Source organism: Sporolactobacillus nakayamae (assembly GCF_900113325.1).
GTDB classification, from domain to species: domain Bacteria; phylum Bacillota; class Bacilli; order Bacillales; family Sporolactobacillaceae; genus Sporolactobacillus; species Sporolactobacillus nakayamae.
Window position 1 is genome coordinate 21,798 of record NZ_FOOY01000019.1, and the last position, 13,271, is coordinate 35,068.

At 44.1% G+C, this 13,271-nt stretch carries 11 protein-coding genes; 6 read left to right on the forward strand and 5 right to left on the reverse strand.

Annotation, left to right across the window (positions count from 1 at the left end; all coding sequences use genetic code 11):
- Window positions 1–269 precede the first annotated feature (269 nt).
- The 3 genes from BM003_RS12500 to BM003_RS12510 all read left to right on the forward strand — a co-directional run bounded on the left by BM003_RS12500 (window position 270) and on the right by BM003_RS12510 (window position 2,796).
- Window positions 270–1,109 (forward strand): flagellar motor protein, encoded by an 840-nt coding sequence (locus BM003_RS12500; protein WP_093673577.1) that lies wholly within the window; start codon window positions 270–272, stop codon window positions 1,107–1,109.
- Entirely contained in the window at window positions 1,106–1,894 is a 789-nt protein-coding gene (locus tag BM003_RS12505; protein WP_093673579.1) for a flagellar motor protein MotB, read from the forward strand. The genes BM003_RS12500 and BM003_RS12505 overlap by 4 nt, the downstream gene beginning before the upstream one ends.
- Before the next feature lie 122 nt (window positions 1,895–2,016).
- On the forward strand, window positions 2,017–2,796 hold the full coding sequence (locus BM003_RS12510) for a hypothetical protein (RefSeq protein WP_093673581.1): 780 nt from the start codon (window positions 2,017–2,019) through the stop codon (window positions 2,794–2,796).
- 153 nt (window positions 2,797–2,949) lie between these two features.
- On the opposite strand, the gene BM003_RS12515 is transcribed toward BM003_RS12510, so the two are convergent.
- The 3 genes from BM003_RS12515 to BM003_RS12525 form a co-directional block, all read right to left on the reverse strand.
- Window positions 2,950–4,095, reverse strand: coding sequence for a glycerate kinase (locus BM003_RS12515; protein ID WP_093673583.1), 1,146 nt, complete (start codon window positions 4,093–4,095; stop codon window positions 2,950–2,952).
- A 165-nt stretch (window positions 4,096–4,260) separates the two neighbouring features.
- On the reverse strand, window positions 4,261–5,523 hold the full coding sequence (locus BM003_RS12520; RefSeq protein ID WP_093673585.1) for an aminopeptidase P family protein: 1,263 nt from the start codon (window positions 5,521–5,523) through the stop codon (window positions 4,261–4,263).
- Between the two features lie 94 nt (window positions 5,524–5,617).
- Window positions 5,618–6,364, reverse strand: a complete 747-nt coding sequence (locus tag BM003_RS12525; protein ID WP_245734255.1) for a WecB/TagA/CpsF family glycosyltransferase — start codon at window positions 6,362–6,364, stop codon at window positions 5,618–5,620.
- Between the two features lie 296 nt (window positions 6,365–6,660).
- On the opposite strand from BM003_RS12525, the gene BM003_RS12530 reads away from it, so the two are divergent.
- On the forward strand, window positions 6,661–7,716 hold the full coding sequence (locus tag BM003_RS12530; RefSeq protein ID WP_093673587.1) for a glycosyltransferase family 4 protein: 1,056 nt from the start codon (window positions 6,661–6,663) through the stop codon (window positions 7,714–7,716).
- Between the two features lie 612 nt (window positions 7,717–8,328).
- Here BM003_RS12530 and BM003_RS12535 read toward each other — a convergent pair.
- Both BM003_RS12535 and BM003_RS12540 read right to left on the reverse strand, forming a co-directional pair.
- The gene (locus BM003_RS12535; protein WP_093673589.1) at window positions 8,329–9,450 is read right to left on the reverse strand and encodes an LCP family protein; all 1,122 of its coding nucleotides are present in this window, start codon (window positions 9,448–9,450) and stop codon (window positions 8,329–8,331) included.
- A 416-nt stretch (window positions 9,451–9,866) separates the two neighbouring features.
- Window positions 9,867–10,508: a YigZ family protein gene (locus tag BM003_RS12540; RefSeq protein WP_093673591.1), complete on the reverse strand. Its 642-nt coding sequence runs from the start codon at window positions 10,506–10,508 to the stop codon at window positions 9,867–9,869.
- Window positions 10,509–10,968: 460 nt separating this feature from the next.
- Between BM003_RS12540 and BM003_RS12545 the strand changes: the two genes are divergently transcribed.
- Both BM003_RS12545 and BM003_RS12550 read left to right on the forward strand, forming a co-directional pair.
- Complete coding sequence (locus BM003_RS12545) at window positions 10,969–12,141, forward strand: sensor histidine kinase (RefSeq protein WP_093673593.1); 1,173 nt, start codon at window positions 10,969–10,971, stop codon at window positions 12,139–12,141.
- A gap of 223 nt (window positions 12,142–12,364) precedes the next feature.
- Window positions 12,365–13,069, forward strand: a complete 705-nt coding sequence (locus BM003_RS12550) for a response regulator (RefSeq protein ID WP_093673595.1) — start codon at window positions 12,365–12,367, stop codon at window positions 13,067–13,069.
- Window positions 13,070–13,271 lie beyond the last annotated feature (202 nt).

Consider the following 13,271-nt stretch of genomic DNA (forward strand, 5'->3'; position numbering starts at 1 on the left):
AAAATAAATCGCTTTTATCATTGTATCAAGGGTTGTTAAAAAACGGAAGTAAAAAATGAAAGCAGTTTACCCAATTAATTTTTTCAGTGAAAATCAGATGAGGCTATTCACTAGCATTTATAAACGACAAATGTAGGTATAAACTCCTAGATCAATTAACATTATTCATAGGTCTGCCGCATTGAATTTAAGAAATCTCTTTAACTATTCAAGAAAACTGCCGATAAAAATTGAGAATGGTATTAGAGCAGCGGAAAGGGTTGACTTACATGGATGTGGCAACAGTCATCGGCTTGCTGGTCGGATTGCTTTCTCTAGTTATTGGTTTTTTGATGGAAGGCGGCGAACTAATCGCGCTTTTGAAAATTACCGCCTTCTTGATTGTGTTTGGTGGGACATTTGGCGCAGTTATTGTCAGCTTCCCGGGAAAGATTTTGGCCAAGGCCCCGTTTATTTTGAAATATGCGTTTATTAAACCGAAAGAGCGTTCAGGCGATACAATCATTAAGCTTATTGATCTTGCAAATATCTCAAGGCGCGAAGGTTTGCTTGCTCTGGAAGGTGAACAGAGCAACTTCCAGAATGATTCGTTTATGTCAAATGGTATTCAGATGGTTGTCGACGGAGTAGATTCTGATGTTATCGACGACATACTGAATCGTGATATAGAACTCTACGAACAAAAGATCCTGTCGATTGCGCGGATGTTTGAATCAGCCGGAGGTTATGCGCCTACGATGGGCATCATCGGGACAGTAATGGGACTTGTCCATGTTTTGGGCAGTTTGGAAGACGCAGCGGCACTTGGTCCTGCGATCGCTGTCGCTTTTATTGCCACACTTTATGGGGTAGGGAGCGCAAACGTCATTTACTTACCGATCTTTACGAAGATTAAGAACAATTTGGCGAGTGAGATTATGATCCGTCAGTTAAAAACCGAGGGAATTCTATCCATACAATATGGCGAGAGTACAATGATTTTGAAGAAAAAGCTCTACGCTTTTCTGACTGAGAAAGAGTGCCAGGATGTGGAACAGGCGCTTACAAGCGGCGGCAATAAAGGAACCAATACCAATCGCCAGTTTCAAGAAGCGGGGCAATCATCATGAGTCGGCATAGAAGAAAGCGTTACGCAAGACACGAAGAAGAGAGTGGCGGCGGCTCAGAGCGTTGGCTTGTGACGTATTCCGACTTGATTACCCTATTACTTGTTTTTTTTATCGTCATGTTTTCGATGAGCAGCATTGAAAATCAAAAATTTAATGCACTTGTTTCATCGTTGAAATCTTCTTTTCAAGGAGATTCGATTCTTCAGGGGATTGGATATCCAAGTGCGGATAAGGGGCAAACAAAGCCCAGCGTTCCTTTAGTTAAGAAGTCACAGTCAATCAGTGATTCGGAAAAACAAAAGGATAAGAAGAAACTGGATGCGCTCTACGTTCAATTAGATAAATATATCAAAGACAATCACTTAAGTCCGGACGTATCGCTTACGGAGACGCAACGAGGAGTTCAGCTCACATTCCGTGAAAGCATCTTGTTTGATCTTGGAAAAGCGAACCTTAGAGGAAATGCGAAAGCAGTGTTGGGTCGAATAGGAAATATTTTAAAAAGTGTTCCTAATGATATTAGTATTGAAGGGCATACCGATAATACACCGTTCAGGAACGAGGGTTCGGCTATTCGATCCAACTGGGAATTATCCGGTCTCCGCGCGCAAACAGTGATGAATTATTTGATCAAAAAGGACGATCTTATCCCACAAAGAATGCACTTTGTGGGATACGGTGAGTACAAACCGATTGTGAAAAATGATACACCGGCGCACAAAGCGATGAACAGACGTGTGAATATTGTCATTATCCGTGAGGAAAAGAAGCTTGATTCCGAGTGATTCGTGTTGAAAAAGCATGGATTCAGTTGATAAATGATTGCATCTTGTAGGGCTAACCGATATATTAGATACATGAGCAATTTCTATCGTATATCATTGTATCGAGTTGAGGGTGTGCTGATTTGAAAAAATTTTGGTTGATTTTAGTTGCTGTGCTTTGTCTTGCGAGTGTGTTTGGAGGCAAGCTGTACTGGAATCATAAACTAAATCAAGTGAAGGCAGCGAGCAGTCTGCAAGATCAAGATCTTTCTGGCACTGACACCGCAGATTCAGACGTATCAGATAACGCCATTACCAAGAGAATTGCGAAGCTTCCAAAAGTATTGCGTCAGGCTGCAACTGAGGCCAATAAGAAAAACGGACAAGTCCGAATAGTTTTGGTCGGAAGTGACAGCGAGCAGGTCTTGGCACTTTTGCTGCAAAAGAAACTGGACGATGTTTATGGAGAATCATTTTTTAAAGTATCGGCACAAGACTTGGGGAAGACCAACTCACTAACGTTAAACAAGGCGAAAATAAAAGACTTGATGCAAAGTGTTGATGGCAGCCCGGATCTTGTGGTTTATACCCCGCTTCTCTATAACGATGATCGGCAGGTCAGCACCGAAGATACGGAAACCATCGTCACTCTTCTTTCGGAAAAGGTAAAGATTACGTATCCAAAAGCTGCATTCCTTGTTTCCTTACCGAACTATTCATCTCAGAAGCCGTATATGAATGATCGTATTGATGATTTGAAAACATATGTTGAAAAGCAGAAAATCGATGTACTCAATTATTTATCAAAATGGCCCAAGGGAGCCAGACGAGCAGATGTCGTAGGCGACGATGGACAAACAATGAACACAGCCGGACGAAAAATTTGGATTGATTACATAAGCAATCAGTGGGGCTTAGATTAAGTAGAATGAAAATGAATCACTTGAAACCGGTCGCTTGCGCGTACCGGTCTTTTCTATGCGCTAATAAAGAGCACATTAGCGAGAACGGTATACAGGAAAACAGCCGTAGACTTTTAATTCAACTTGGTCTGCGGCTGCTTACAGCCAGTCGATTTACTTATGAGCGAGCTGCCAAACGCGTGCGATGTTCGATGAGGTGCGGATTAGATTTGCTCTCGCATCTTTTAATGCCTGATCGAGCGGAATCGCGCCGGGTACAATTGAAAAAAGCGCGTCAATCCCATGAGCGTAGACAGCGTCACAACCATCAGCCAATGCTCCGGCAAGTGCGATCACCGGAATATGCTGCTGTTTGGCACACCGCGCGACACCGATCGGCGTTTTTCCATAAATCGTTTGACCATCAATCTTTCCTTCACCGGTAATGACCAGTGCGGCATTGGATAGCTTCCGCTCAAGTCCGGATTCTTTAATGACTAAATTAATACCGGGACGAATGCTACTGTTCAAGAAGAAGAGAGTGCCGGCTCCCAAGCCTCCCGCGGCTCCACTTCCGGATACCTGGTCGATTTCGGTGTTAAAGTCACGCATAACAATTTCTGCGAACCGTTTTAGAGCCTGATCTAATTCTGCGACATCATGGCGAGAAGCACCTTTTTGAGGCCCGAACACAGCCGATGCGCCTTTCGTTCCGGTCAGCGGATTTGTGACATCGGTTGCCGCCTCAAACCGCACATTTTTTATTCGCAAATCAAGTTTGGTCAGATCAATTGAATTTAAATGAATTAATGCCGCGCCGCCTCTGGGCAACTCATTCCCGTCACGATCAAGAAGGCGCGCGCCAAGTGCTTGTGCCATGCCGCATCCACCATCATTGGTCGCGCTTCCGCCTAATCCAAGAATCATGTGTCTGGCGCCGTGATCCATGGCGGAACGAATTAACTCGCCAACGCCGTATGTGGTTGCTGTGAGCGGATCACGTTCTTCAGGCTTAGTATGCTCAATGCCTGAGGCGGCGGCCATCTCGATTACCGCCGTGCGACCGTTGTTGACCAATCCATAAAAGGCAGTGAGTGGACTGCCTAGCGGACCGGTTACCGTTTGTTCCACAATTTCACCATGAAGAGCATCGACGAGTGAGCGAACGGTTCCTTCACCACCATCGGCCATCGGCACAAGTTCATAGTCGGCATCAGGCCATACATGCATGAGACCTTCTTGAATGGCTTGAGCAGCCTCAAGTGCAGTTAAACTTTCTTTAAATGAATCGGGTGCGATGACAATTTTTCGTTGATTCATCTTGTGTTCATCCTTTTGACTAAGCGCTTTTTCTTTATTGTATCAGATTCAATGGTACAGGCGTTGCCGCGTCCCATTTATTTCCGGGGAAATGACAAAATACGGCTCTCATCGACAAAGAAAAAGAGATTCCGCTGAATAACCGGACTCTCTTTTTCTAGCTGCTCATTTAAGATTTTTATTATTTTCCGCCATGAAACCTTCAATCTCATCGGTTGTGCGCGGCAATCCGGTGGTGAGTACTTCTGAGCCATGTTCAGTAATGAGAATGTCGTCTTCAATTCTGATGCCGATACTTTCTTCGGGAATGTAGAGCCCGGGTTCATTGGTGATTATTTCGCCCGGAACCAACTCCATATCTCGGTACGGACCCACATCATGTGTATCCAAACCAAGTGAATGGCTGACACCGTGGAAGTAGTATTTGCGTAATTCTTCAGGCGTTTTAATCAGATTAATTTTCATCAATTCTTCAGTATAAAATTTGATCGTGAATTCATTCAGTGCTTTGAACGCAAGTCCGGGTTTCGCCATTTTCGTGATTTCCTGATTGCAACGGAGCACAATATCATAAATTGTTTTTTGACGCGGCGTGAACTTGCCGTTGACAGGGAAGGTGTAACTGATGTCGCCGTTGTAGTACTTGTGTTGTGCGCCGAGATCGAGAAGGACGAGGCTGCCGTCTTCGGCTGTTCCTGTATTTGCGGAGTAGTGAAGAACGGTTCCGTTAAAGCCGCTGGCGAGAATGGTCGGGAAAGCGAATTCCGTACAGCCGCGACTCTTTAAAACAAAGTTAAAGTAAGCTTCCAATTCATATTCTCTCATGCCCGGTTTCGCGCTCGCGAGAACGTGCTTAATTCCGTCCGCAGTGATTTTGCCGGCTTCGCGTGTCAGCTCAATTTCTTCGGCTGATTTAACAACACGGAACTTGCAAATGACCGGATATAAATTGTGGATCGTCAAGTATGGGTAAGTGACAGCGGCCTCCGCTGCGAATTTATTGGACGGCTTTGCCGGGAATTCCCATGATTTTGCTTCGAGATCCACGTGCAGATGCGTGTAAACACGGCTGTCCATCTGAGACCGTACATAGCTTTCAAATTTATCGAGCAGCTCGATGTTTTCAACACCTGACGCCTCGCGTGCTTGATCGGGTGTAATGGTTTCGCCAACCCATCGGGCCATCCAAGGATCGGCGCGTTCAATAAACAGTGTTTCTTCAAATTTTCCACCGAACTTGGCAGCAACGAAAATCACCTTAGGTTCGATGATGCCTGTCATATAATAAAAATTGCGATTCGGATAAAAAGGATAGCTTTCGTCTGCTGACTGGTGTGCTGCTTCTCCGGCGAAAAGCACGGTGAGGGACTGATCCTCCAATGTTTCATAAAGCTTCTTGCGATTCCGGATAAAAAAACTTTTGTCCATGAGGATCCTTCTTTCATTAATAATAGTCGCCTATAATTCTATCATTATCGTGATGGGAAGTCGCCTTATGATCGATCACTGAAAATAAAAATGGTCATTTTCGATGTTCATGTCTCCATTTCAAACCAATCACCTTCATAAAAAATTGCGCATGACCAACAACGTTGCGTTTCCACATTCTTCGAGGTTCCAAAGCCATGCGAAACAACCATTCAAGATTGAGTTGACGCATCACTTTTGGCGCTCGCGGCTTCGTTCCGGATGCGAAATCGATAAATCCGCCGACGGCAATACGCGCCAATGGTTTCAACACGTCGGAATTGCCGTCGATAAATTTTTCTTGCAGCGGCATACCCATGCCGACGAGCAGAACATCGGCACTCGACCGGTTGATTGTTTCAACGATTTCTTGGCTTGAACTAAAGTATCCGCTGTGGGTGCCGGCGATGGTTAGCTTGGGATGCTGCTCCTTTAATTTTTGTGCCGACTTCTGCGCATTTTCCTTCGTCGAGCCGAGTAAATAAATAGACCAGTTATTTTCCGCGCATTCGTTGAGAAGCAGGGGAATAAGGTCTGTCCCATTTAAATTTTCCTCGAGAGTAACCCCCCACAGCTTCGCGCCTAATTTAATACCGATACCGTCGTTAAGCAAGTAGTCGGCGCGGTTCAGCACCGATGCGTAGTCGTGATCCTTTTGCGCAATATTAAATCCGTGATCATTAAGAAAATAGAGGTTCATGGATTGATGATTCGCAAGACTGTCGGTGAATACAGTCACAAATTCTTGTTTTGTCTGAAAATCATTCATGTAGATGGTGCCCACTTGTTTTTTTTCTGTCATCAAAATTCATCCTTATAATGAAGCGATTATAATTTATTTTGCCTTCTTGTGTGTTGTTTTATCCTACAAGAGCTTTCATTAGCTTCTTTGAATCATCAAAAAAATACCGAATTTGGTGTCTAATGCTTTTAATATTGTAAACTAATTTTAACGGATTGTGTTGATTGTTGAGATATTGTTAAGTTACCAGTGGCATTGTTTTTACAATGTGGTATAATTCCGTATAAGAAAGTTTAAGTTTACTATTCTTGTATCGAACGCAAATCCGAATTTATTATAAAGGGCGGGCTGAAATGATGGTCTATGTGACGTTCATTATTTGTTTTCTTGCTGCGGTTGCTTTGACACCTTTGGTTAGGAAACTGGCAATTCGTATTGGCGCGACTGATCTGCCGAACGCCCGCAAAGTACACAAAAAAATCATGCCGCGAATGGGCGGTTTAGCAATCTATTTAGCTTTTATCATTGGTATGCTGATTATGTGGCCGGACAGCAGCTTTACACTTCCGCTGATTATCGGCAGTGTCATTATTATTCTCACAGGTGTTTTGGACGACATGTATTCATTGTCTCCAAGAGTAAAAATGGTGGCACATTTTTTTGCCGCGTTAGTGATTGTTCATAGCGGAATCAGCGTTGAATTTATTAATCTTCCCTTTAATGGAATTCTGCATTTGTACTGGCTGAGCATTCCGCTTACTCTGTTGTGGATTATGGGAATTACAAATGCCATCAATTTGATCGACGGACTGGACGGACTTGCTGTCGGTGTTTCGAGTATTGTGCTTCTCACGATTGCCGGATTGTCTCTGACAGAGGGCAACTTGTTTGTTTTCACCGTCAGCGCGATTCTTCTTGGTAGCACGTTAGGCTTTCTGCCGTACAATTTTCATCCGGCAAAAATTTTCATGGGTGATACGGGAAGTTATTTCTTGGGTTACGTTATTTCAGTACTTGCCTTGCTTGGTTTTAAAAACGTGACTTTGTTCTCACTGGTTGTTCCAATCATTATTTTGGCGGTTCCAATCTCGGACACATTGTTCGCGATTATCCGCCGACTGGTCAACAGAAGACCGTTAACTGCGCCGGACAAGTCGCACCTGCATCACTGTCTGCTTCGTTACGGCTTCTCTCAAAGTCAAACCGTTGTTCTGATCTATGGGATGAGTGCGATGTTCGCATTGGCGGCGATCGTCTTCTCGACATCAACTTTGCTTGGCTCAATGATTATCATCATAGGTGTCATGCTGATGATCGAGTTGGTCGTTGAAACTGTTGGACTTGTGAGTGCCAATTACAAACCGCTGTTGAACACGTACAAGCGGCTCCTTAGCTTTGCTAAGGTTAAATGATAATTAGTTGAATAAGAAGAGATCAGTTTAAAAAAACCGTGGAGTGGTTACAATGAGCCGCTCCACGGTTTTTTGCGTTAATTATATGAATAGTAACAAATTGTGAATTCAATTTTTAATGAATTATCCGATGTATATAGGGAGTCCAAGAGAATTGACGCGGTACGAACATACGCGGACAAGGCCTCCAAGACTGTAGACACTGGTACAGAGTCGATGAAAAAAGTGATGGAACAAACAAATGACTGAAGGAATAGATCGAATGACACAGATGATTGGGACTGCTGATGAAAGCACAGAAAGGTGACAGCCGCAACTGAACAACAATCTGCAGCAATGGAGGAAGTTGCTCACAGTGCAGAAAATTTATCGGCAATGGCTGAGCAATTACAGCAAATAGTACTCCAATTTAAAACAGCATAAGCAACGTACGGTAGCAGCATAACCGATTTTTATAACCCGCCTTATGACTCAACCGTTTTTGAATAGAGAAGCTTGCAAAGTGAAACCAACTTGGAAAAGGCAACAAGAAAGGACCTTGCTTCGGGAACTATATAGAAGTAAGGCCCTTTAATTTTTCTATTGTTTAGTTACGGGTTACTTTAATTAATTTCATTGATTACTCGTTCCGGACGAGTCAGTGGCGAGTCCAGAATCATCAGTAGTTGAACTACTTGAAGAGGATCCGTCACTGGTTGATTCGCTGCTGCTTCCAGCGATAGACTTGTAATTAAGTTGCTCCTTGAGCTCGGAACGCACTTTGTTCAAATAATTATCATCAAGTGCGTAATAGTAAATACCGGTGCTCATATCATCGGTTCCCTTCAACTGCAACGATTTAATTTCAGAGAGTGAGCCTGCATATTTTCGTAGGCTGAGCAATTGCCCGAATGTCAAGTTCGTCTCAAAATTTTTGTCGAGTGAATCAATTACATTACTGTATTTTGTCACTGAGGAGAGCTTTGCGCTTTTCTTAACGATTGCTTCAATCATGGCCATTTGTCGTTTCCCACGGCCGAAGTCACCCCCGGAACCCGGTGACTTGCGATTTCGAACCAGTGAAAGGGCTTGTTCGCCGTTAAGCAACTGTTTCCCGGGCTTAAGAACAATAGCGTCTTTGCCTGTCTTATCCTTGCTGTTCTGGGTACGAAGCTTGACCGGAACATTCATTTCGACACCGCCAAGGGCGTTAATGATCTTAATGAATGCATCAAAATCTACTTGAACGTAATAGTCGACGGGAACCTGGAATAGATTCTCAACTGTCGCAATTGTGTAATCCGCGCCTTGGTTGTTGTTGGCGTCGCCATAAGCGTGTGCGTGCGTGATTTTAGAAATACCATAATTGCGTGTATGAGTCGGATCGATGATTTGCACTTTTGAGTCGCGCGGAATGCTGACCATGTGCACCTTGTTGGTTGAGTGATTGAAGGTGGCAAAGACCAGTGCATCGGAGCGGCTTGGTTCATTTTTTCGTTTGTCAATTCCCATAAATAAAATAGAAAAATCGTCTTTCACCGGATCGACCTGCTCAGCTCGAAGATCCGACTTGTTCCCGCGAGACAGCTTTTTCTGTGCATGGCTTGTTACGTTTTCAAGTTTCTTCGTTAAATAATAGCCGTATGCTGCGCCGCTTCCCGCCAGAACAAGAAGAACGGCTGAAATAATCAAAATAATTGTTTTTCGCTTGCCATGCTTTTTTTTCTTTTGATTTTCTATTCTGCTCAATGCCATCTTCGACGTATTCTCCTTCAGGTTTTCAGTCTTTCACAGATAAGCGCAACTAGGTCTTCGCCTTCGCAAGAAAGCTTGGCGAGGCAAAGCTTTCTAACACTGATAAGAAAGTATAAAAAAATTAAAGATTCAAGGAAACGAGTGTAAGTGGTCCGAAAAAACGCCGCGTCCTGCGGCTCACCGGACACTAGGCCGTCCATGGCCGTCGCAACTAAGGCTTCGCCTTCGCGAGAGGCTTGGCGAAGCCAAGTTTTCTAATAGGTCCATCGTCATGTTTCTTAACAATAGCTTTATTTTACCTAAGTCGACCTATTCCATCAATGTAAAATCCACGTTTTTTCGGCAAAATTCGCAAAATATCTATGAAACGTGTCGAATTGGCTTGCTGAAACATTAGCAGTACAAACGCAAACTCTTTAGGATGAAACCTTTTCCGGTAAATAGAGTTCGCTTTGTTTATGAGTCTGTGCCTGCCCACTTGTCAGATTGGTGATCCATTCACTAAAAATGGGACTGTCCACTTGGCTCGTGTAAATGTCAAAGGTGACCTTGTCACTGTAACTTACATCATTGACGATGTAATGCGATTCGTGTAGTTTATTTTCCAGCGTGCCACTCAGATGATAATCAACGCTGACGCTCCATTGGTCGGTAGGTGCCTGTCTCACGACCTCCGCAGCGTTGAGACCGTTGCTTGCCGCGTGAGCGTAAGCGCGGATCAATCCGCCGGCACCAAGCTTGATGCCGCCAAAATAACGTGTGACGATAACGAGTACGTTGCAAATACCGCGACGCTTCAACACATCAAGCATTGGAACGCCGGCCGTGCCGCTTGGTTCACCATCATCGCTCGCTTTTTGAATTTCTTGTTTCTTTCCTATGATATAGGCAAAACAATTATGATTCGCTTTCCAATGTTCTTTACGAACAATTTGAATCAGCTGATCGGCTTCGCTCTCATCATTGATAGGATAGACAGCAGAGATAAATCGAGAACGCTTGATTTCTGTTTCTATAAGTGCATTTTTCTTAACGGTAATGTAAGCATCCAGTGCCATCGTTTGCTCCTTTCTTTAGTTCGGCAATAGTAACATGCGCGACAATTAATGATATAACTTTAAATCTTGCACATTTATTGTCGAAAGTAAAGGTGGTGACTCTCGTCAATTAAAAGGAGAGACAAAAGATGGCTGTCCCACTTCATCATTCGACATACATTGGTGCACTTTCGTCGGTAGGTTTAAAAATAGTGTTGACTGGTATATGATTTGTGACCTATTTTCATGGTAACATTTACACTTGCCAATTGTTTGGCGTTACGAAACAATGGGTATAGAGGGCGTAAAACCTTATAGAGGATGAAGACGGTAGAGCACATCACTCAATTTTAGAAGTGGTATTATGGTGTTAGAAAGTACCATTTACGAGTAAGTTAGTGCTTTATACCTATACACAGATAGGCATAATGTGGCTAGCACGTATGTAGTTGTTCGGCTACATTTATTATGGAGGGAAATTATGTCAACCAGCAAACCAATAAATGCGGCACTTGATGTCAAGCATCTTGATGAAATTATCAATAGCATGATTGATAATGTGAGCGACAGCAAATCTCAAATTTTCGAGATAGGCGAGGAATCACGTAAAGAGCATGACGCGCTGGTTAAAGAACTCCAACTTGTTAGGCAAGAATTGAAAGGTATTATTGATCGAAGCGACACACTCGAAATCGAAGCGAGAAAGTCGAGAGGCCATTTGGCTGAGATCAGTAGAGCTTTTAATCAGTACGGGGAAGAGGATATCCGTCACGCCTACGAAACAGCGAATTCGATTCAAAACGATCTATCTATTGTTCGCGAAATGGAACGACAGATGAAGAAGAGGCGGAATGAGCTCGAACGCAGACTGGTTCAATTAGAGGCAACCATCCAAAAAGCGGAAACCTTGGTTGGACAAGTTACCGTTGTCCTGAATTACTTAACGAGTGATCTGAAGCAAGTGGGCGAAGTCATCGAAAATGCGAGGGAGCAGCGCGCTTTTGGTCTCAAAGTTATTGAGGCGGTTGAAGAAGAGCGAAAGAGGCTGTCGCGTGAGATTCATGATGGTCCTGCCCAAACCCTTGCACAGGTGCTGCTCGGTCTTGACGTAGTGGAACGCGTCGGTCAAAAAGAGGGAATGGAAGCCTCGCACGCAGAGCTGCAAAAATACAGAGTAATGGTACAAGGCGCTTTAGCTGAGGTTCGCAGGATTATCTATGATCTGCGCCCAATGAGTCTTGATGATTTAGGCCTTGTTCCAACACTCCAGAAATATCTTCATCGCGTGAATGGAGAATATCCTCACATGCGTATTGAATTCAGCAGCATTGGCAAAGAGAAAAGGTTGCAATCAAAAATTGAAGCCGCTTTATTCAGGCTGATTCAGGAGGCGCTGCAGAATGCCTGCATTCACGCGAAACCCTCGCAGATCAGCATCAGGGTCGAATACAGAGAAAATAAAGTGCTCATCTTGGTTGCAGATGACGGCATTGGCTTCGATCTGTCCGTGAAGAAGGAAGGAAGTTACGGCCTAATCGGCATGAAGGAACGCGCTGAACTTCTGAATGGAGAACTAATCATCCATTCGGAGCTTGGTCACGGAACTAAGGTGTTGATTCACATACCTATTCAGAAGGAAGACGAGCTTGACTAAAGTAAAAAATGATATGGCGAATCCCGCGTCCTATCCTTATTCGACAGAGTAAAAGAGAGGTGAAAAACTGCTGCGGCATGGGATATACGAATCATGAGCGATGTCTATCGGTGCTTAATCCGGTACTTTATTCGATCTTTGTTTATTGGAATCCTTTTTTGCCTGGGATTGCGATACCTATAGATTATCGAATCGGTTCGCTTGTCTTGCAGCAGAAATTAACGTGACAAATGTGAGACCGAAAGTGACAACCATTGCTTTGATTGACGATCATCGCCTTTTTCGTGAAGGTGTGAAGAGAATTTTGGATATGGAAACTGATTTTGAAGTTGTCGCGGAAGGAGACGACGGCAGTACCGCAGAACGATTGATCGAGGAAGCCGATCCTGATGTTGTATTGATGGATATCAATATGCCAAAACTGAATGGTGTTGAGGCGACAAGGCAATTGATTAAAAATCATCCGGGTCTTAAGGTCATCATTCTGTCCATTCATGACGACGAGAGTTATGTAACACATGTACTGAAGTCTGGCGCTCTTGGCTATTTATTAAAGGAAATGGATGCCGATTCAATGATTGATGCTGTCCGTATCGTCGCGCAAGGCGGTGCCTACATCCATCCGAAGGTGACCCATAATTTGGTCAATGAATTCCGCCGCCTCGCGACTCAAGGCTATTCAACTGAGCCCTCCGGTTTCCGCGATCTTGAATACCGGCCGCCGCTACATATTCTCACGCACCGCGAATGCGAGGTGCTGCAGCTGATGGCAGACGGTAAGAGCAATCGGGCAATTGGCGAGCATCTCTATATCAGCGAGAAGACAGTTAAGAACCACGTTAGCAACATCTTGCAGAAAATGAGCGTGGAAGACCGTACGCAGGCCGTTGTTGAGGCGATTAAGAACGGTTGGGTGAAAATTTATTAAGAAGTACTAGTGGGCCGCATGGTTATCATGCGACTCTATTTTTTTTTTTGAGGATCGAAAAGTCGAACCGAACGCGACCAAAGTTGAGGAGAAGTCGAACCGAAGACTCAAAGTTGAACCGAACCATCGGAAAGTCGAACCGAACGCGACCAAAGTCGAACCCAAGAGAGGAGAAGTCGAACCGAAGACTCGAAGTTGAACC

Bases quoted from the DNA above. Each gene is read 5' to 3' on its own strand.
- BM003_RS12535 (WP_093673589.1), bottom strand. From the start codon at position 9,450: ATGGCATTGAGCAGAATAGAAAATCAAAAGAAAAAAAAGCATGGCAAG.
- BM003_RS12515 (WP_093673583.1), bottom strand. From the start codon at position 4,095: ATGAATCAACGAAAAATTGTCATCGCACCCGATTCATTTAAAGAAAGT.
- BM003_RS12500 (WP_093673577.1), top strand. From the start codon at position 270: ATGGATGTGGCAACAGTCATCGGCTTGCTGGTCGGATTGCTTTCTCTA.
- BM003_RS12540 (WP_093673591.1), bottom strand. From the start codon at position 10,508: ATGGCACTGGATGCTTACATTACCGTTAAGAAAAATGCACTTATAGAA.
- BM003_RS12530 (WP_093673587.1), top strand. From the start codon at position 6,661: ATGGTCTATGTGACGTTCATTATTTGTTTTCTTGCTGCGGTTGCTTTG.
- BM003_RS12505 (WP_093673579.1), top strand. From the start codon at position 1,106: ATGAGTCGGCATAGAAGAAAGCGTTACGCAAGACACGAAGAAGAGAGT.
- BM003_RS12545 (WP_093673593.1), top strand. From the start codon at position 10,969: ATGTCAACCAGCAAACCAATAAATGCGGCACTTGATGTCAAGCATCTT.
- BM003_RS12520 (WP_093673585.1), bottom strand. From the start codon at position 5,523: ATGGACAAAAGTTTTTTTATCCGGAATCGCAAGAAGCTTTATGAAACA.
- BM003_RS12525 (WP_245734255.1), bottom strand. From the start codon at position 6,364: ATGACAGAAAAAAAACAAGTGGGCACCATCTACATGAATGATTTTCAG.